Annotated in this window: 14 protein-coding genes and 1 tRNA gene; 11 read left to right on the top strand and 4 right to left on the bottom strand. The window is 74.6% G+C overall.

Features of this window, described 5'->3' with window-relative positions:
* Positions 1-205 precede the first annotated feature (205 nt).
* Positions 206-1957, top strand: coding sequence for a glycosyl hydrolase family 18 protein (locus ACWERV_RS12395; RefSeq protein WP_452931943.1), 1752 nt, complete (start codon positions 206-208; stop codon positions 1955-1957).
* Positions 1958-2191: 234 nt separating this feature from the next.
* On the opposite strand, the gene ACWERV_RS12390 is transcribed toward ACWERV_RS12395, so the two are convergent.
* Positions 2192-3973: a putative bifunctional diguanylate cyclase/phosphodiesterase gene (locus tag ACWERV_RS12390; protein ID WP_452931940.1), complete on the bottom strand. Its 1782-nt coding sequence runs from the start codon at positions 3971-3973 to the stop codon at positions 2192-2194.
* Positions 3974-4310: 337 nt separating this feature from the next.
* Here ACWERV_RS12390 and ACWERV_RS12385 point away from each other — a divergent pair, with 337 nt between their 5' ends.
* Positions 4311-5639, top strand: a complete 1329-nt coding sequence (locus ACWERV_RS12385) for a M6 family metalloprotease domain-containing protein (protein ID WP_452932092.1) — start codon at positions 4311-4313, stop codon at positions 5637-5639.
* Positions 5632-6942, top strand: coding sequence for a M6 family metalloprotease domain-containing protein (locus ACWERV_RS12380; protein ID WP_452931937.1), 1311 nt, complete (start codon positions 5632-5634; stop codon positions 6940-6942). The genes ACWERV_RS12385 and ACWERV_RS12380 overlap by 8 nt, the downstream gene beginning before the upstream one ends.
* Before the next feature lie 10 nt (positions 6943-6952).
* Here ACWERV_RS12380 and ACWERV_RS12375 read toward each other — a convergent pair whose 3' ends face one another.
* The 3 genes from ACWERV_RS12375 to ACWERV_RS12365 form a co-directional block, all read right to left on the bottom strand.
* Positions 6953-7381, bottom strand: coding sequence for an OsmC family protein (locus tag ACWERV_RS12375; protein ID WP_452931934.1), 429 nt, complete (start codon positions 7379-7381; stop codon positions 6953-6955).
* 117 nt (positions 7382-7498) lie between these two features.
* Positions 7499-8092, bottom strand: a complete 594-nt coding sequence (locus tag ACWERV_RS12370; protein WP_398181253.1) for a histidine phosphatase family protein — start codon at positions 8090-8092, stop codon at positions 7499-7501.
* 107 nt (positions 8093-8199) lie between these two features.
* A complete protein-coding gene (locus tag ACWERV_RS12365; protein ID WP_452931931.1) occupies positions 8200-8889 on the bottom strand; it encodes a TetR/AcrR family transcriptional regulator in 690 nt (229 codons plus the stop codon).
* Positions 8890-9157: 268 nt separating this feature from the next.
* Between ACWERV_RS12365 and ACWERV_RS12360 the strand changes: the two genes are divergently transcribed.
* The 8 genes from ACWERV_RS12360 (at position 9158) to ACWERV_RS12325 (ending at position 18915) form a co-directional block, all read left to right on the top strand.
* A complete protein-coding gene (locus tag ACWERV_RS12360; RefSeq protein WP_452931928.1) occupies positions 9158-10135 on the top strand; it encodes a phosphatase PAP2 family protein in 978 nt (325 codons plus the stop codon).
* 241 nt (positions 10136-10376) lie between these two features.
* On the top strand, positions 10377-11450 hold the full coding sequence (locus tag ACWERV_RS12355) for a hypothetical protein (RefSeq protein ID WP_452931925.1): 1074 nt from the start codon (positions 10377-10379) through the stop codon (positions 11448-11450).
* A 478-nt stretch (positions 11451-11928) separates the two neighbouring features.
* Positions 11929-13548 (top strand): hypothetical protein, encoded by a 1620-nt coding sequence (locus ACWERV_RS12350; RefSeq protein ID WP_452931922.1) that lies wholly within the window; start codon positions 11929-11931, stop codon positions 13546-13548.
* Positions 13545-14915, top strand: coding sequence for an AAA family ATPase (locus ACWERV_RS12345; protein ID WP_452931920.1), 1371 nt, complete (start codon positions 13545-13547; stop codon positions 14913-14915). Before ACWERV_RS12350 ends, ACWERV_RS12345 begins: the two co-directional genes overlap by 4 nt.
* Before the next feature lie 115 nt (positions 14916-15030).
* Entirely contained in the window at positions 15031-15423 is a 393-nt protein-coding gene (locus ACWERV_RS12340) for a hypothetical protein (RefSeq protein WP_452931917.1), read from the top strand.
* Between the two features lie 111 nt (positions 15424-15534).
* The gene (locus ACWERV_RS12335; RefSeq protein ID WP_452931914.1) at positions 15535-16167 is read left to right on the top strand and encodes a bifunctional DNA primase/polymerase; all 633 of its coding nucleotides are present in this window, start codon (positions 15535-15537) and stop codon (positions 16165-16167) included.
* A 56-nt stretch (positions 16168-16223) separates the two neighbouring features.
* Positions 16224-16297: transfer RNA gene (locus ACWERV_RS12330), tRNA-Lys, on the top strand.
* Between the two features lie 128 nt (positions 16298-16425).
* On the top strand, positions 16426-18915 hold the full coding sequence (locus ACWERV_RS12325) for a phosphatidylglycerol lysyltransferase domain-containing protein (RefSeq protein WP_452931912.1): 2490 nt from the start codon (positions 16426-16428) through the stop codon (positions 18913-18915).
* Positions 18916-18954 lie beyond the last annotated feature (39 nt).

Here is an 18954-nt window from a genome sequence, read left to right as displayed (position 1 = left end):
AGCCGCTCGTCACCCGGCTGACGAGCGGCTTTGCTCATGTCGTGAACTGACAACGGGCCGCGCCGGGCCGGAAATTGGTCTAGTCCTGGCTTTGGTTCAGACCATTGACGTGCACTTGATCAGGGGACTATCCATACCCCGCAGCCCCCTGTTGTTCCTCCCTCTCCCCCCGGAGGTTCTTGTGCAGTCCAGGAAGAGAGCGTTCGTGGCCGCGGCCACGAGCGCCGCGCTCGCCCTCGGCGCGCTCACCGCGCTCGTCGGCGGACTCGGCACCGCCCAGGCGGAGTCGTCCTCGACGGCGGCCCAGCCCGCCGCGGCGGCGGCAGCGTCGAGTGGCGGTGTCAACATCGCCTACTACGACCAGTGGAGCATCTACGGCAACGCCTTCTACCCCAAGAACCTCGACACCGAGGGCATCGCCGGCAAGCTCGACATCCTCAACTACTCGTTCGAGAACATCGACCCGACGAACCTCACCTGTTTCGAGGCCACGAAGGCGTCCGACTCCACGAACGAGAGCAACCCCAACGCCGGTGACGGCGCGGGCGACGCCTTCGCCGACTACCAGAAGTCCTTCGGGTCGGACATCAGCGTCGACGGCGTCGCCGACACCTGGAACCAGCCGCTGGTCGGCAACTTCAACCAGCTGAAGAAGCTCAAGGCGAAGTACCCGAACCTGAAGATCGTCATCTCGCTGGGCGGCTGGACCTACTCCAAGTACTTCTCGGACGCCGCCGCGACCGACGCCAGCCGCAAGAAGCTGGTCAGCTCCTGCATCGACATGTTCATCAAGGGCAACCTCCCCGTGCAGGGCGGCTACGGCGGCACCGGCGCGGCCGCGAACATCTTCGACGGCTTCGACCTGGACTGGGAGTACCCGGGCTCGCCCAACGGCCACGTCGGCAACCACTACAGCCCGAACGACAAGGCCAACTTCACCAAGCTGGCCCAGGAGTTCCGCACCGAGCTGGACGCGTACGGCGCGGCCAACGGCGGCAAGAAGATGCTGCTGACCGCGGCGATGCCGTCCGGCCAGGACAAGATCGCGAACATCGAGACCGACAAGATCGGCCAGTACCTCGACTACGCGAACATCATGACGTACGACATGCACGGCGCCTGGGACGCCACCGGGCCCACCAACTTCCAGGACCCGCTGTACCAGTCGCCGAGCGACCCCTCCACCCCGGTCGCCCCGGGCACCGAGAAGTACAGCGTCGACCACGCCATCACGGCCTGGACGAGCGGCAACTCGGCGTACGGCATCCCCGGCGGCTTCCCGGCGAACAAGATCACCATGGGCTACCCGACGTACTACCGCGGGTGGACCGGCGTGAGCGCGGGCAGCAACCACGGCCTCTACTCGTCGGCCTCCGGGCCGTCCCAGGCGCGCGGCATCAGCCAGGTCGCGGGCACCGCGTACTACAAGGAGCTGACCGGCGTCGTCGACAACCCCGCCGACACCTTCTACGACCCGGCCACGCAGTCCAACTGGTTCTACAACGGCAACGAGTTCTGGACCGGCCTCGGCGCCCAGGCCATCCAGGCCAAGGCGGACTACGCGCACTGCCACGGGCTCGCCGGCTCGATGATGTACTCGCTGCTCGACCTGGACCCGGCGGCCACCCTCTTCAACAAGATCGTGGCGGCCACGAAGGGCTCGGCCTCGGGCTGCTCGTCCCCGACGACCCCGCCCACCACCCCGCCGACCACTCCGCCGACGACGCCGCCGACGACCCCGCCGACGACGCCGCCCACCACTCCTCCGACCACGCCCCCGACCACTCCGCCGGGCGGCACCTGCACCCTGCCCTCCTGGTCGGCCTCGGCCGTCTACGTCGGCGGCAACCAGGTCTCGTGGAAGAGCCACAAGTGGCAGGCCAAGTGGTGGACCACCAACGAGGAGCCCGGCACGACCGGTGAATGGGGAGTCTGGCAGGACCTCGGTTCCTGCTGATCCCTCCGGGGGCCGGCCGGAAAACGGTCGGCCCCACCCCGGGGCCCGCGTCCTCCCTCCCCCCGAGGATGCGGGCCCCTTCGGGGTGCCCGGCGGCGCACGGGGGTGCCACTCGCGGCGGCGCGCGACCTTCCCGCCGCCGTGGCCGGTCGCGCAGTTCTCCCCCAGAGCTTCGCCTGGGAGGTACCCCCACGCGCCCCTGATGGTTGCCGCCCTGCGCAGCAGCGGCCCCCGCTAGCGGATGAGCCGAGCGATCGCCTCCGGCGCGACAGGCCGGGAGTAGTGCCACCCCTGACCCGTGTCGCAGCCGATACGGCGGAGCCGCTCCGCCTGCTCCGCGTTCTCCACGCACTCCGCCGTCACCGTCAGGCCGAGGCGGTGGGCGAGCTGGACGAGGGCCTCGACGATCGTCTCGTCCGCGGGGTTGGGGTGCTCGGCGGAGCGGAAGCCCTGCACGAAGGAACCGTCGAGCTTGAGGGCGGAGACGGGCAGCCGGCTGAGGTAGGCGAGGTTGGAGTAGCCCGTGCCGAAGTCGTCGATGACGATGCGCACGCCCATCTCGTGCAGCGCGTGCAGCGCCTGGAGCGGGCGCCCGGCGGAGCCCATGAGCGCGGACTCGGTCAGCTCCAGCTGGAGCAGCCGCGGCGGCAGGCCCGTCTCGTCGAGGATCGCGGCGACGTCGGCGACCAGGTCGGAGTCCCACATCTGGCGCACCGCCACGTTGACGCTGACCGCGGGCGGGGCGTCGGGGTGGGCGAGCTGCCAGGCGCGCGCCTGCCGGCAGCCCTCGGCGAGCACCCAGCGGCCGAGCTGGACGATCGAGCCGTCCTCCTCGGCCAGGCCGATGAAGCGGTTCGGCGACAGCCGTCCGAAGTGCGGGTGCTCCCACCGCACCAGTGCCTCGACACCGCGCAGTTCGCCGGTGTCGAGGGCGATCAGCGGCTGGTAGTCGAGGACGAACTCGCCGCGCTCGACGGCCTGCCGCAGGGTGCGGCTGAGCGCCTGGCGGGTCATCCGGTGTTCGTTGCGCTCGGGGTCGAAGAGCGTCCAGCGGGCCTTGCCGTCGGCCTTGGCCCAGTACAGCGTGGTGTCGGCGGCCTGCATGAGTCCGGTGGCGGAGCTGCCGGGGGCCTCGCGTTCGACGACGCCGATGCTCGCGGACACCGCGAGCCGCTGCCCGGCGATGTCGAAGGGCTGCTGGAGGGCGGTGAGGACGGATTCGGCGAGCGCGGTCGCCTGCCCGGTGCCGGTGGAGTCGCGCACCAGCAGCGCGAACTCGTCGCCGCCGAGCCGGGCCACGAGGTGCCCGCCGGGCTCGGCGCAGGCCTGGAGCCGGCGGGCGACGGCGGCGAGCAGCTCGTCGCCGACCCGGTGGCCGAGGGTGTCGTTGACGGCCTTGAAGCCGTCGAGGTCCAGGTAGCACAGGCCGATACGCCCCGCGCCGCGGCCCGCCGCGCTGTCGCACGCGTCGGTGAGGCGTTCGAAGAACAGTGCCCGGTTGGGCAGTCTGGTGACCGGGTCGTGCATCCGCAGATGCCGCAACTGCTCGCGCAGCGCGTCCCGTTCGCCGATGTCCTCGACGGTCAGCAGCAGCGGGCGGGCGCCGGTGCGCGACAGCGTGATCTCGGCGAGCAGCGCGCCCCCGTCGTCCTGCCGGGTGATGCGGCGGGTGCAGCGCAGCTTGTCGCGGCGGCCGGTCAGCACGTCGTGGAAGGCGGCTCGGGCGTGCGGGTCGCCCGCCAGGCCGAGCAGCGGGCCCGCGCCGACGGCGGCCAGGCGCTCGGGTGCGGCGCCCAGCAGGGTGGCGAGCGCCGGGTTGGCGGCGAGCACGTCGCCTTCGGGGGAGACCAGCGCCATCGCGGCCCTCGCCACGGCGAAGGCGGCCCGGTAGTCGCGCAGCTCGGCCTCGTCGCGAGCTGCGGTGCCGCGTGGGCGTGGGGCAGACGTGTGACTCTGTGTGATGACCTGTGCTGTGCTGTCGGGGTCGACGCCGGGGCCGCCCGCGGGTCCGCCCATGGCCTGCTCCCCGTGTCGCGCTCGTCTCGCACGCGATCATATGGGCTGGCGGAGCGGGCGATCCAGCGTCGCCGTGGTGATTCTCCGCACGCGCTCCGGCGCACCGACCGTTTCTGCGCGAATCGGTGACGGTCCTGACCGATTCCCCGTCACCGTCACGGAACGTAATGCCGCCCGCCGTGCGGGTGTTCGGCTCCGGAGGCCCGTGCGCGGCCCCGTGCGCCACCCGGCCGGCGCAGCCGAACGCCGCATGTCACCGCAAAACCCCGCAGAGTGGACGAGGTGTCCCGAACGGGCCCACGAACCCTCCCCGGAGGTCCATGTGCGGCGGTCAGGCATTCCGGCAGGCGACACGCCGGGCGGCGGCGTCGTCCGCTCCGCGCGTGCCGCGGCGGACGCGCCGGGGCGCCCGCGCGGGGCGCGTGCGCTGGCCGCCGGGTCGTGCGTGCTGGGCGCGATCGTCGCCTGGACGCTCGGCACCGGACCCGCCGCGCACGCCGCGCCCGTCGCCGCGTGCCTGCTGCCGCGCACCGCGGCCCACCACTCCGAGGGCCTGGTGGATCCGGCGGGCGCCGTCCAGGCGGGCACCCCGCCCGCGGGCTACCCCCGGGCGCAGGGCGACGTGAACGCGCTCATGGTCTTCCTGTCCTTCCCCGACTCCCCGCCCGCGCTCACCCCGGCGCAGGTGGCCGCCGACCACTACCCGGCGACCGCGCGGTTCTGGTCCGCGGCCTCCGGCGGGCGCTTCCGGCTGCACCTGCACACCGAGGACCGCTGGCTGACGATGCCGCGCTCGGCCACCGCGTACCGCATCAACCGCGACTGGCGCGCCGCCGACCGCACGGCCTACCTCCGCGACGCGCTGACCGTCGCCGACCCGGCGGTCGACTTCCGCGGCTACGACGTCGTCTACCTCGTCGCCGACCCGGACGCGCCCGGCGTGGACTCCGACGCCACCAAGGTCGTCAACCTCGCCCGCCCCGTGACCCTCGACGGCAACCCGCTCGCCCGGCTGGTGACCGTCTTCGAGCGCCACCCGCCCGACCGCAACGTGCTCGCCCACGAGACCGGCCACGTCTTCGACCTGCCCGACCTCTACGACCGCCCGCCGGCCGGCAGCACCGCCGACTGGGACACCCAGGTGGGTGACTGGGACCTGATGGGCAGCCAGTTCGGACTGGCCCCCGAACCCTTCGCCTGGCACAAGTGGAAGCTCGGCTGGCTGCGCCCCGAGCAGGTCGGCTGCGTCGCCGGCCCCGGCACGTCCTACTACGACCTCGCCCCCGACGAGTCGCCCGGCGGCGGCACCAGGCTGCTGGTGCTGCGCACCGGCCCGGACAGCGTGCTCGCGGTCGAGGCCCGGACGCGTACCGGCAACGACGCGGACGCGTGCCGCACCGGCGTGCTGCTCTACCGGGTGCGCGCGGACCGCGAGTCCGGCGACGGGCCGGTCACCGTCGTCGACGGCCACCCGGGCAGCTCCGCGTGCGCGGCCACCTCCGTCTACCCGCCGCTGGCCGACGCGCCGCTCGGGGTGGGGGAGTCCTGGGCGCTGCCCGACGGCAGCGTCCGGGTGACCGTCACCGGCCGCGAGCCGGACGGCGACTGGGCGGTCAGGGTCACCCAGCGCGCGACCGGCGCAGGGGAGGCCGCCCGCGATGCCTGACGCCCCCGGCCTCCCGGGCCTCCCCGGCGGCCCCGGCCCCTCCGGCGGAGGGCGGGGGGCCGCCGTGCGGGGGCTGCGCCGCGGGGTGCGGCTCGCGGCGCTGGGGGCCGCGGGGATGCTCGCCGTCGGGAGTTCGGTGTCGGCCGGCGGCGGCCCGCCCGCGCTGCCCGCCTCCCCGCCCGCCGCCCGGCCGTGCGCGCTGCGGGCTGTGCCCGGCGTGGCGATGTCCGAGGGCTTCCCGGACTCCACGGCCCGCGGCCCGGACGCGGAGTTCGCCCCGTCCACCGGCACCGTGCGCGCCCTGACCCTGCTGATCGACTTCCCCGACGCGCACGCCCCGTACAGCGCGGCCGAGCGCTACGCCGAGTTCTTCCCGGCGGTCAGGCAGTGGTACGCCACCGCCTCGTACGGCCGGCTCGACTACGAGTCCACCCCGGTGCTGCGCTGGATACGCATGCCGCGGCCCTTCAGCGCGTACGGGATAGGCCGCGGCTACGGGTGGGACGCGCACACCGCGATGATGCGCGACCTGCTCAGGGCCGCCGACAAGAGCATAGATTTCCGCGGCTACGACCTGGTCAACGTCCTGGTCACACCCAACGCGGGCCCGCCCGCCGACGAGGCGGTGCTGTCGGTCACCTGGACCGGCGCCTCGGCGGCGACCACCGACGACGGCGCCCAGCTGAACAAGGTCTCGCTGATATACGGCCACGACCAGTCCGGCTCACGCGTCCTCAGCCACGAGAACGGCCACGCCTTCGGACTGCCCGACCTCTACTCCGCCGACGACTTCCCGCGCACCGACCGGCTCGCCGGGCAGTGGGACACCATGTCCCTGGACTGGGGCCTGCAGGGCGACCTCTTCGCCTGGCACAAGTGGCGGCTCGGCTGGCTCACCGACCGGCAGATCTCCTGCGTCACCGCGCGCGGCGCGGACACGTACACGCTCAGCCCCGTGGAAGTGCCCGGCGGGCGCAAGGCCGTCGTCGTCCCGTACGGCCCGACCCGGGTCCTCGTGCTGGAGGCGCGGGCCGCGGTCGGCGACGACAACGACGCCTGCCGGCAGGGGATACTCGCCTACCGCGTACGCACCGACGTCGACTCCGGCAAGGGCCCGGTCACCGTCCTCGACGGCCATCCCGGCACCTCCGCCTGCGACTTCAGCAGCGGCGCCTTCAACTCCCTGAACGACGCGCCCTTCACCGCGGGCCAGGCGTACACCGACAAGGCGTCCGGCGTGACCTTCCGGGTGCAGCGGCGCGACGCGGCGGGCGACTGGACGATACGCGTCACCCGCCGCTGAAGTGCGCCGCTCAGCCGAGCAGTTCCGCCTCAAGGGTGATGTTCACACCCGCGAGCGCCTTGCTGACCGGGCAGTTCTCCTTGGCGTTCTGCGCGGCGGCCGCGAAGTCCTCGGCGGACAGGCCGGGCACGCGGGCCTGCACCTTCAGCACGATGCCGGTGATGCCCTCACCGGGCTGGAAGGTGACGTTCGCCTGCGTCTCCACGCTCTCCGGCGGGGTGCCCGCACCGGCCAGGCCGTGCGAGAGCGCCATCGAGTAGCAGGAGGAGTGGGCCGCGGCGATCAGCTCCTCGGGGCTGGTCTTGCCGTTGGCCTCCTCGGCGCGCGAGGGCCAGGAGACCTCGTACTTGCCGACGCCCGACGAGTCGAGCGAGACGGTGCCTGCGCCGCCCATCAGCGGGCCCTGCCACTGGGTGGTAGCGGTGCGGGTGGTTGCCATGATCAAGCCTCCATCGGATACGGACCGTCGGTCGCGGCTGCGCCGCCCTGTGAACGCTACCCGGTCCCGCCGCTGTTCCCCCGGCAGCCCGGACCGATCCGCCGGGACCGTGCGCTCTCAGCCCAAGTGGCCGGTGTCGTTCCAGCGTTCGACGGCGGGCTGCCCGTAGGCCCAGCCCAGCACCGACAACGACGCGGGCTCCAGCCGCAGGGAGGCGCCGAAGGACGGCGGCAGGCCGAGCCAGCGCGCGCCCAGCATCCGCAGCACGTGGCCGTGTGCGAAGACCAGCACGTCGTGGTGGCCGGAGCGGACCCGGTCGATCACCTCGTCCACGCGCGCGGCCACGTCGTCGGGCGACTCGCCGTTCGGCACGCCGTCGCGCCAGATGAGCCACCCCGGGCGCAGCGCCTGGATCTCGGCGGGCTTGAGGCCCTCGTAGTCGCCGTAGTGCCACTCCAGGAGCGCGTCCCACTCCTTGGCCTCGTCGCCGAAGCCCGCCAGCTCGCACGTCTCGGACGCCCGCACCAGCGGGCTGGTGCGCACCTCGGTGCCGGGCAGGCCGTGCCAGGGCGCGCCCGCGAGCCGCTCGCCGAGCAGCCGCGCGGTGCGGCGCCCCTCGTCGGTCAGCGGGATGTCGGTACGCCCGGTGTGGCGGCCGGACAGGGACCATTCCGTCTGGCCGTGGCGGACCAGAAGGATGCGCGCAGCCATGCGGTGCGGCCTCTCGTGTCGTGCGAAGAACGGAAAATCCCATCATCGCTCAGACGCGCGCGGCGCGCCCGCCGGGGGCCGCGGGGCCGGACCGCCCCGGTACGGGGTCAGGCCCGCCGGGCGCGCGGGAGCAGGCCGCAGAGCAGGCCGTCGAGCCCGTACTCGTACTGCGCGGTGCCCTCGTTGCGGTCGCACAGCAGCTCCGGCCCGAGGGCCACCAGCGCCGGGTAGGTGTCCGGGTCCAGCGCCGCGATCGTGGACAGCACCCGCTCGCGTACGCCCTCCTTGCCCAGCGCGCGCGAGCGCCGGGTGTTCCACAGCGCGGAGCCGACCGTGTACTGCATGAGCGCCACGTGCGCGTGGGCCGCGTCCTCGTGGCCGAGCCCGGCCTGCTGGAGCAGCGCGAGCATCCGGTCGATCAGGCCGATCGCGTCGTCCCCGCGCAGCGGCCGTCCGGCCAGCAGCTCCAGCGCGGACGGATGATCGGTGAACAGCCGATATACCCCGAGGCACACCTCGCGCAATTCACTGCGCGGATCGCCGGAACGCCCCTGCGGAAGCTCTATCGTGTCCAGCAGCCGCTGGGCCACGGCGTCACTGATCTCGTCCTTGCCCCGGAAGTGCGAGTAGACGGCCATCGTGCCGACACCGAGCTGCTGGGCGAGGCCGCGCATGGTGAAGGCCTCGGCGCCGTCGCGGTCCAGCAGGGTCAGCGCGGCATCGAGGATACGGTCGGGGTTGAGCGAGTTGCGTGGGGCACGGCGCCGTGGGGGGCGGACCGGCTGGGTGGCGGACATCGGCTTGTCTGTTTCACGTCCTTCGCGATCACGCGGGGCGGGGAGGGCAACCCGGAGCGTCCTCACCGCGTCCTCCGCGGTGCATGCTTACCCCCCGCGCTGGGTGGTTGAACACCGTACGAGCGCTGAACGCCGCATAAACTCGGGGTTTCATCGCTTTTGCCGGGGCGGTGTGCGTACGGTTTACCGTACGTCGTACGGTAGAGGGTACGTCACAAGTCCATGACCGCAGCCCGCGGCCTTCGGAGAACCTGGAGAGACGCCCGCAATGACGATCACCGCCGCCGCGCCGCGAGCTGCCGCCTACCGCGGCAGGCTGCGCTGGTGGACCGAGCTGCCGTTGATTGCCGTGGTCTACGCGCTGTACTCCGGCGCGCGTCTGCTGGTGCGCGGTGACGTGGACGACGCTGTCGAGCACGGTGCGGACATCCTGCACTTCGAACAGCTGACCCACCTCGACCCCGAGCGCTGGTTCAACCGGCTCTTCACGCACCACGCCTTCCTGGGCGTCCCCGCGGACTTCATGTACGCGTCGATGCACTACATCGTCACCCCGACGATCCTGGTCTGGCTCTGGCTGCGCCGCCCCACCCACTACCGGCAGGCCCGCACCTGGCTGATGATCTCCACGCTCATCGGCCTGGTCGGCTTCACGACCGTGCCCACCGCGCCGCCCCGGCTGCTGCCCGGGGCGCACGGCTTCATGGACACCATGGCCCAGTACGGCAGCTACGGCTGGTGGGGCACCGACGCGAGCGCCCCGCGCGGCCTCGGGCACCTCACCAACGAGTACGCCGCCATGCCCAGCCTGCACGTCGGCTGGTCGCTGTGGTGCGGCATCATGCTCTTCCGCTACGGCCGCAACACCTTCGTCCGCGTCCTCGGCGTGCTCTACCCGCTGACCACTGCGATGGTCGTCATGGGCACCGCCAACCACTACCTCATGGACGCGGCCGCGGGCGTCGCCACGATGGGCGTCGGCTTCCTGCTCTCCAGGCCCGCGCTGCGGCTGCTCGACCACTACCACGCGAAGCTCCGCCCGGCGGCGGCCGCGGCCCCTGTGGCTGCCACCGCCGAGCCCGCCGCGTCGGCGAAGGTCCCGGCCCCGCGCCCGGCCACGCCCGCGCAGCCGCCGGCCGAGCCCGCGGAAGCAGCCGCCGACCCGGACCCGGATCCGGGTCCGGACCCGGGCGCCGATCCGGACGGCACACAGGCGCAGGGGCGCAGCGAGCCCAGCAGAGCATAGGAAGAGCGTGCCGCGGGGCCCGCCGGACGACACCGTCCGGCGGGCCCCGCGCCGTGTTCCGCCCTGCCGGCGGGGCGCGGCCGTCAGCGGCCGGGGCGCTCGGCAGGGTGCGGTCGTCCGTGGTCGGGGTGCTCGGTGGGGGTGCGGTCGTCCGTGGCCGGGGCGCTCGGCCGGTGTCGCGACCCGCGCGACGGGCGGAGCCGGGGGCCGGTTGTCGTAGCCGGGTGCCACACTTGCGCGGGTGAGCACTACGCACCACACACTGCGGGAGCGGCTGGCCGTGCTGCGCGGCCCCGACACCGCCGCCCGGCCGCTCGACGCGCGGGCGCTCGCCGCCCTCGCCGCCAACCCCGGCTGCCGCCGCCGCTCCCTGCTGGACGCCGCGGGCGTCGACAAGGGGGCCGTCGCCGAAGCGCTGGGCGCGCCCGCCCGCTTCGGCCAGTCCCGCTTCGCCTTCTCCCGCGGCCACGCCTTCGAGGCCCGCGTCAAGGCCGACGGCTGCGCCGAACTGCTGCGGCTGCTGGGCGCCGACGGGGAACGCGCCGAGGTCCCCGACCTCGCCGCGGCAGGACCCGAGGGCCGCACCGCCCGCACCCGGATCGCCCTCGCCGAGGCCCCACGCGGCCGCTGGACGCTGCTGGACCACCCGCTGCTCGCCCTCGACGTCGCCGGCTCCACGGTCTTCCTGGAGCCCGACGCGGTGGCCGTCGCCCCGGACGGCGTCTGGACCGTCGTCGAGATCAAGTCCTTCCCCATCCTGGACGGCGCCGCCGACGCGATGAAGGTCGGCGCCGCCGCACGGCAGGCCGCGGTGTACGTCCTCGCGCTCGACGCGGTCGAACCCGGCCGCACGCGCAGCGACATCCTGCTCGTCTGCCCCAAGGACTTCTCCAACCTCCCCACCGCGGACAGCGTCGACGTCCGCAAGCAGCTCGCCGTCACCCGGCGGCAGCTGACCCGCCTCACCCGCATCGAGGAGATCGCGGCGCTGCTCCCCGAGGGCACGACCTTCGACCCCGCCGCCCCCCGCCCCGACCTCGCCGCCTCCGTCGAAGCCGTGCCCGCCGCGTACGCCCCCGAGTGCCTGTCCAGTTGCGAACTGGCCTTCCACTGCCGGGAGCGGGCCCGCGCGGCGGACTCCGTCGAGGCGCTGGGCCGCGCCCTGCGCGCCGACCTCGGAGCCCTCACCACGCTGGAGGCCGTCCGCGCCGCCGCCCTCGCCCCGCCGGACACCCCCACGGACGACCCCGCCGTCCGCGCCCTCCGCCGCGCCGCCACCCTCCGCGCGGAAGCCCTCACCGAGGCGGCATCATGAGCCCGCTGGCCTGCGCCGCGCTCCGGGCTGCCTCGTGCGGCGTCGCCCGCGACCTTCCCCCGGTGGGTGGCTGGTCGCGCAGTTCCCCGCGCCCCTATTCGCTTCGTCCTGCCCCTTGCGGTGGGGTTCGCGATCTTCCCCTGGCGGGTGGCTGGTCGCGCCCCTGGTGTGTGACCCCGCGCGGTGGGCGGAAGCCTCCTCCTACCGGTCAGGCGAGGACTCCGCTCCGGAGGCGGGTGCTGTCGCGTGGCGGGACGAGCGTTTTTAGGGGCGCGGGGAACTGCGCGCTCAGCCCCCACCGGGGGACGGGCGACATGGCACCGCAAGTGGCAATCACCTGGGGGCGCGTGGGGGTACCTCCCAGGCGAAGCCCTGGGGGAGAACTGCGCGCTCAGCCCCCACGCACCGGTAGGCAAGCCCCCGCGCACCCGCAGGCACGCCCCCACCGCAGGTGGCAGCCCCGGCGCGGGGAGGCCGCGTGAGCCTCATGAATGTGCTGGCGCGGGCGGAAGCCGCAGGATGTGGCCGGGCGGTCCCCGCCGCAACGGCACGGCACCGCCACCTGTCACAGAGCCCGATCGTCCTCGTCCCGCTCACGACCGCCGGCGAGGCGGGCGCACCGCTGGGCGCCATGGTGGGCACCGACCGCGCCGAGCCGACGCTCCTGGTCGTCCCGCAGCCGCTCGACCGCGAGCAGCGGTTCGCGTTCTTCGCGGGGCTCGCCGCCGCGGTCCTGCCGGTGGTGGACGCGTACGCGGACGACGTCGAGACGGAGCCGGCGACGCGCAACCGGGAAGAGACCGAGGTGTGCGCGGACGCCCCGCAGGTGATCGTGCCGAACGGCGCGGCCCTGGAGTACGTGCGGCTGATGGGCCGCTCGACCCGCTATCTGCGCACTGTCGAGGACGCCGACGCCCCGCACCCGGTGCCGGTCCCGGTGCCGCTGCTGGGGCGGTGGCTGACGCATTACGCGGAGCGGGCCCGTACGCCCGGCAGCGCGCTGCTCGTCGCGATGACGGATCTGCTCACCCGGCACTGGGCGACGGGCCAGAGCGCGATGGAGGACCAGCACCTGGGCGCGCTGCTCGGCTGGATCGACCCGCCCGAGGGGCTGGACGGCCCGGCCGCGGCGGCCCGCGCGCAGACCGGGCGGGGCGCGGACGGCCTGCTGTTCAGCCCGCCCGCGGGCCCCGCGACGGACCCGGTGTTCGACAACCGCGTCCTCGCGCCCGCCCTGGAGCGCTACGACGCGGCGCGCGCCGCGGGCGCGACGGGCCCGATGCGGGTCGCGGAGGCGGACGTCCGCCGGCTGGTCGCCTCGCAGCTGCGGCCGACGTGGGAGGACGTCTGGCGCGGGGTGGACCTGCTGCGGGCGCTTCCCGAGGGCGCGCACGTCGCGGAGCGGTGGAAGCGGGACCGCTGGTCCTTCACCGGCCACCGTGACCGGCTGCGCGCGGGGGAGCCGCCGCAGCCCCGGCGGGACGACGCGGTGACGGCGGCGCAGAAGCTCGCCGGGCGGGAGACGGCCCAGGCCCGCCTGTACGCGCAGGAGGCGCTCGACGATCCGCTGGTGATGGCGGCGCGGCGGCTGTCGGGCGAGGCGTTCACTGGCACGGTGCGGGAGGTGGAGATGGCGTACTCGGAAGGGCGCCGCCCCATGCCCCGCCCGCTGGTGACGCTCGTGACGGCCGACTTCCCGCAGGCGGAACCGGGGACGCGGGCCTTCCGCGCGGTCCCGGACGCGAAGTCCGCCCAGACCGCGGACCTGGTGGCCGTCACTCCGACGCACCCCGTGCCGGGCCCCCGCCCCGGGGAGGCGCACCCGGCGGACGGGCCCGCCCCCGCCGAGTGGCTCGTCACCGTGCGGCTCACCGGCGGCATGGGCGCGGGGAAGACGCCTCGCGAGGGCTCCGTCCCCGCCCCCGGCGACCGCGTGACCTTCACCTTCTTCGCGCACGACCCGCGCGGCGGACCCGCGCTGCCCGAGCCGGAGGCGACGCCCTGGACGCACGGGGGGCCGCCGGGCCAGGGCGGGCAGCAGCAACAGCCGCTGCCGGCCGAGGCCCCCGACACCGTGACCGCGGAGGACTTCCTGTGACGCTGGGCTCCGGTGGCGCCGCCACCGCCGACCGCTTCGACCCGGGGGCGGAGGCCGCGGCGGCGACCGCGGCGATCCTGGCCGGCACCATGAGCGGCACCGCCCGCGGGGTGGTCGTGGACTCCCCGCCGGGCGCGGGCAAGTCCACCCTCGTGGTGCGCGCGGCCCGCGAACTGGCCGCGTCCGGTGAGCAGCTGATGATCGTCGCGCAGACGAACGCGCAGGTCGACGACCTCGCCGACCGTCTCGCGAGCGCCGACCCCGATCTCGCCGTGGGCCGCCTGCACGGCGCGGACTCGCCCCCGGACCCGTCGCTGGACCGGCACCCGGGGATCGCGAAGTCCTCCTCGGTCGCCGAGCTGCGCGACCGGGCCGTGGTGATCGCGACGGCGGCGAAGTGGGCGTACGTCAAGGACGTCGAGCCGTGGCGGCACGCCATCGTGGACGAGGCGTACCAGATGCGGTCGGACGCGCTGCTCCAGGTCGCGGGCCTGTTCGAGCGCGCCCTGTTCGTGGGCGACCCGGGCCAGCTCGACCCCTTCAGCGTGGTCGGCGCCGAGCAGTGGGCGGGGCTGAGCTGGGATCCGTCGGCGAGCGCGGTCGTGACGCTGCTGGCCCACAACCCGGGCCTGCCGCAGCACCGGCTGCCGGTGTCGTGGCGGCTGCCCGCGTCGGCGGCGCCGCTGGTCTCCCGCGCGTTCTACCCGTACACCCCCTTCCGCAGCGGCACGGGCCACGGCGACCGGCGGCTGGTCTTCGGGGTGCCGGGGGAGGGCGGCGGGCCGGACCGGGTGCTGGACGAGGCCGCGGAGTCCGGCTGGGGCCTGCTGGAGCTGCCCGCCCGGCACACCCCGCGCACCGACCCGGAGGCGGTACGGGCGGTCGCCGCGGTCGTCCGGCGGCTGCTGGACCGCGGCGGCCTGACGTACTCCGAGCGCGGCCCCGACCCCGCGCCGCTGACCGCCGACCGGATCGCGGTCGGCACCGCGCACCGCGACCAGGCCGCGGCCGTCCGCTCGGCGCTCGCCGCGGTGGGCGTGCCCGCGGGGCCGTCCGGGGTGGCGGTGGACACCGCGAACCGCCTCCAGGGCCGGGAGTTCGACGTCACCGTCGTCCTCCACCCGCTGTCCGGCCGCCCCGACGCCACCGCCTTCCACCTGGAGACCGGCCGCCTGTGCGTGCTGGCCTCCCGCCACCGCCACGCCTGCATCGTCGTCTGCCGCGCGGGCGTCGCCGACCTCCTCGACGAACACCCCTCCTCCGACCCGGTCCGCCTCGGCGTGACGGTGAAGTTCCCCGACGGCTGGGAGGCCAACCACGCGGTGCTGGCGCACCTGGCGGAGCACCGGGTGGCGTGGCGGCCGTGAGGGCGGCCCGGATCGGCGGGCGGGGCCGGCGGGCGTACGGGGCCGGGCTCGTGGGTAGGGCGCACGCGGGACAATGGAGGGTCGGGAACCGGAACGGATCGGCGGAGGTCAGCGTATGTCCGAGGAGCAGCAGGGTAGTTCGGGCCGGGAGGGCGACGGCGGGCGGGACGGCCGGGTGGAGCGGCCCAGGCGTCCCGCGCGGCTGCTCTTCGAGCCGGGGGCGCCCGGCGGCGACGAGGGCGGCGACCGCTTCTTCGAGCTGGAGTCGATGGACGACCCGCAGGAGTTGCTGGCCCGTGCGAGCGAGCTGGAGCAGGCCTTCCGCAGCGCGGCCGACCGGGCGGCGGAGTTCCAGGCCATCGCGGCCGCGCAGCTCACCGATCCGCGCCGTTTCGACCGGCTCGGTGCCGACGAGGTCGCCCGGCAGGCGGGCTGGTCGGAGGACTACGCGCGGAGGATGGCCGAGTGGGGCGCGGCCCTGATCGCGGGCGGCGGTACCACCCCGTAACGGGTCAGTCGCGCGGTGTGAGGAAGGAAGAGTACCCCTCCTGTCCGCCGCTGTCCCGTGTTCCGCCGATTCGCCGGGGCGGGGCCCGTCGGGCGCGTACCTGTAGATGACATGGATGAATGGCAGCGGAACACCCCAGCGGGAAGTGTGGTCGGCATAGTCACCGAGGCCCAGCGGCGCCGGCACACCGCCTGTGTCACCCCGGAGGGCGCCGCCTGGCTGGCCTCCGCGAGTGCTTTCCCGCGCAGTGTCGAGGCCCTGTGGTCGGCGCGGCCGGGCGCCCCGAGCGTCCTGCCGTGCGGCAAGGCCTTCGACGTGGTCAACCTCACCCCGCTGTTCGGCCGCCGGGTGCTGGAGCAGCTGTGGGCGGCGGGTCCGGGCAGCGGCCCGGTCGCCGTGCACCGCGGCCGGGTGCTGCTGCTCGCCGCGCCGGGCACGGCCCAGCGGCTGCCGGCCCTGCTCGGCTGGGAGGAGTGGGCGGGCGCGGTGCCGCCGATGCTCTGCCACGGCGTGGGCGACGCGGTGACCGTGCCGCCGGTGCGGGCGCTGCCCCCGGACGACCTTCCGGCCGCTTCCGCGGACCGGGAGCCGGGCCCGGGAATGTCACGCTGGGTCGTCGCGCCGGACACCCGCCACCCCTGGCTGCCGGGCCCGGACGTGCTGCTGTGGGCGTGTCTGCGGGCCGTCCGGGAGGCCCGCAGGGAGGCCCCGCCGGTGCTCGCCGGGGTGCCCGGGAGCGCCTGAACCTTATCGATTTCCCAGGTCGCCGCGGGGGGTGCTAATGTCTTCCTCGTCAGCAGGCGCCGCTAGCTCAGTTGGTTAGAGCAGCTGACTCTTAATCAGCGGGTCCGGGGTTCGAGTCCCTGGCGGCGCACCTGATTCGAAGGCCCTCCGTGTTCACGGAGGGCCTTCGGCGTCGTACGAGGCCGTAGGACGCGGTAAGACAACGTGAGACCGGCGTGCCCGCTTGGCCGGGTGTGCCCCGGAACGCACCCTGGGACGATGGGCCACTGGTCGCTGTCGGACGCCGTCCGCGTACACATCTCCGGCACCGGTGGCCGCACCCCGCTCTTCCTGCTCCTCGCCGGTCTGCTCGGCTCCTTCCTCTTCATCCGTTTCAGCGTCCGGATGATCCGCCGGGGCGTGTCCTGGTGGCCGGGCAATGTGCAGCCCGGCGGCCTGCACATCCACCATGTCGTCTTCGGGCAGATCATGATGATCGTCGGCGGCGTCGGCTCCTTCGCGGTGCACGGCGGCCCGCTGGCGCACGACATCCTCGCCGTCGTCTTCGGCGCGGGCTGCGGCCTGGTCCTCGACGAGTTCGCGCTCGTGCTGCACCTGGAGGACGTGTACTGGCGCGAGGAGGGCCGCCGGTCCGTCGACGCGGTGATCCTCGCGGTGTGCGTCATCGGCCTGCTGCTCATCGGCCAGGCCCCGCTCGGCGGCTACGTCGGCGGCACCTCCTGGACGACCTACCTGATCGCCGCCGTCCTGCTCGGCTTCGTCGTGCTGTGCCTGGCCAAGGGCAAGGTGTGGACCGGGCTGCTCGGGGTGATGCTGCCCTTCCTCGCCGTCGTCGGCGCCCTGCGGCTGGCCCGCCCCGGCAGCCCCTGGGCGCGCTGGCGCTACGGCAGCAGGCCGCGCCGGATGGCCCGCGCCGAGCGCCGCGAGGAACGCATCCACCGGCGGCTCGTCGCCTGGAAGACCCGCGCGATGGACGCGGTCGCGGGCGCGCCCAGCCCGGTGTCGCTCAGCAAGGCGGAGGCGGCCCGGCCGACGATCGTCGACATCCCGCCCTCCCGGCTGGAGGTGCTGCTCGGCCGGGTGCTGCGCCCGCTGCGCGCGCCGGGCGCGACCGCCGCCGTCTGGTACCTGCGGCTCGCGACCGCCGTCAACGTCGTCACCGGCCTCGTCGCCCCCTTCCGCCAGCGGGTGCGGGCCGCCACCGACGGCGAGTACGTCACCGCCTTCCTGGTCAGCCCCGGCTTCACCGGCGCGGTGCTCGCGCTGCTGCTCTCCGTCAGCCTGCGCCGCCGCAAACGCGCCGCGTGGATCCTCACCACGGTGCTTGCCGCGGGCTACACGCTCATCCTCGTCGGCACGCTCGGGGCCGTGGGCACCTCCCGCGGCCACGCCGTCAACTGGCTCGCGCTCGCCGTCACCGTCGCCTTCCTGCTGGCGCTGCTCGTCTCCCGCCCGGTCTTCAACGTGCGCGGCGAACGCGGCAACGTCGCCCTCGGCCTGACCAGCCTGGTGATCGGCGCGGTCGTCGCCGTCGGCGTCGGCACCCTGCTGGTGCACGCCACCGACCGCACCCCGCCACGCGAATGGGCCGCGAGCCTGCGCTACGCCTCCGTGCGCGTGCTGACCGTCTCCGGGCTGTTCGACCTGCCCGGCATCACCGTGCCCGGCTGGACCGACCTGGCGATCAACGTCCTCAGCGTGGCCCTCCTGCTCGTCGTCCTGCTCGCCTTCTTCCGCGCCCCCCGCGGCCGCGCCCGGCTCCAGCCCACCGACGAACGCCGGCTGCGGGCGCTGCTGCGCGCGTACGGGCGGCGCGACTCCTTCGGCTACTTCGCGCTGCGCCGCGACAAATCCGTGTGCTGGTCCCCCGACCGGGACGCGGCGATCCTCTACCGCGTCGTCAACGGCGTCGCCCTCGCCTCCGGCGACCCCCTCGGCCCGCCCGCCGCCTGGTCCGCCGCCGTCACCGCCTGGCTCGACCTGGCCGGCGCGCACGCCTGGGTCCCCGCCGTCACCAACGCCGGCGCCGAAGCCGCCGCCGCCTACGCCACGCAGGGTTTCCACGCGTACGCCTCCGGCGGGGAGGCCGTCGTCACCCCCCGGGACTTCGCCGCGGGCGAGACCCCCGCCCTCCGCAACGCCCACGACCTGCTCACCGGCGCGGGCTACACCGCACGGATCCGCCGCCAGCGCGACGTCCCGCCCGACGACTGGCGCCGCCTGCGCCAGCTCGCCGACGCCTGGCGCCGCCACCCCGCCGAACGCGGCTTCGCCGTCGCCCTCGGCCGCCTCGGCGACGAGACCGACGGCGACTGCCTGCTCGCCGAGTGCCTCGACCCCAACGGCCGCACCTGCGCGCTCCTCGGCTTCGTCCCCTGGGGTCCGGACGGACTCACCCTCGACCTCGTCCGCTACGACCGCGACTCCGGCCGCGCCCCCGCGGACCACCTCCTCACCGACCTGCTCCTCACCGCGGCGTCCGGGGCGTCCGGCCCCGTCGCCGGGGTCACCCGCGTCTCCCTCAACACCACGGCGTTCCGTTCCGCGGCGGCTTCCCGTGGACCCCTGCGGCTGCTCGCCCGGCACTGGAACATCGCGGAACGCTCCCGCACGTACTCCGCGTACGACCCCACGTGGTACCCCCGCCACCTGCTCTGCGAGCGGCGCCCCGACCTCCCCCGCGTCGCCGCCGCCACCGCCGTGGCCGAGGGCTTCCTCTTCCCCCGCCGCTTCCCCGGCCACCCCTGACCCCGCGAGCGGCACCCTCCCCCGCACGAGAACCCCCCA

Source organism: Streptomyces sp. NPDC004031, assembly GCF_053604375.1.
The sequence above is the reverse complement of the archived record's forward strand: the minus strand, read 5'-3'. Positions and strand labels throughout refer to the sequence as shown.

Excerpts from the sequence above, each read along its gene's own strand:
- ACWERV_RS12390 (WP_452931940.1), bottom strand. The coding sequence starts at position 3,973 with ATGGGCGGACCCGCGGGCGGCCCCGGCGTCGACCCCGACAGCACAGCA.
- ACWERV_RS12380 (WP_452931937.1), top strand. The coding sequence starts at position 5,632 with ATGCCTGACGCCCCCGGCCTCCCGGGCCTCCCCGGCGGCCCCGGCCCC.
- ACWERV_RS12375 (WP_452931934.1), bottom strand. The coding sequence starts at position 7,381 with ATGGCAACCACCCGCACCGCTACCACCCAGTGGCAGGGCCCGCTGATG.
- ACWERV_RS12370 (WP_398181253.1), bottom strand. The coding sequence starts at position 8,092 with ATGGCTGCGCGCATCCTTCTGGTCCGCCACGGCCAGACGGAATGGTCC.
- ACWERV_RS12365 (WP_452931931.1), bottom strand. The coding sequence starts at position 8,889 with ATGTCCGCCACCCAGCCGGTCCGCCCCCCACGGCGCCGTGCCCCACGC.
- ACWERV_RS12360 (WP_452931928.1), top strand. The coding sequence starts at position 9,158 with ATGACGATCACCGCCGCCGCGCCGCGAGCTGCCGCCTACCGCGGCAGG.
- ACWERV_RS12340 (WP_452931917.1), top strand. The coding sequence starts at position 15,031 with ATGTCCGAGGAGCAGCAGGGTAGTTCGGGCCGGGAGGGCGACGGCGGG.
- ACWERV_RS12335 (WP_452931914.1), top strand. The coding sequence starts at position 15,535 with ATGGATGAATGGCAGCGGAACACCCCAGCGGGAAGTGTGGTCGGCATA.
- ACWERV_RS12325 (WP_452931912.1), top strand. The coding sequence starts at position 16,426 with ATGGGCCACTGGTCGCTGTCGGACGCCGTCCGCGTACACATCTCCGGC.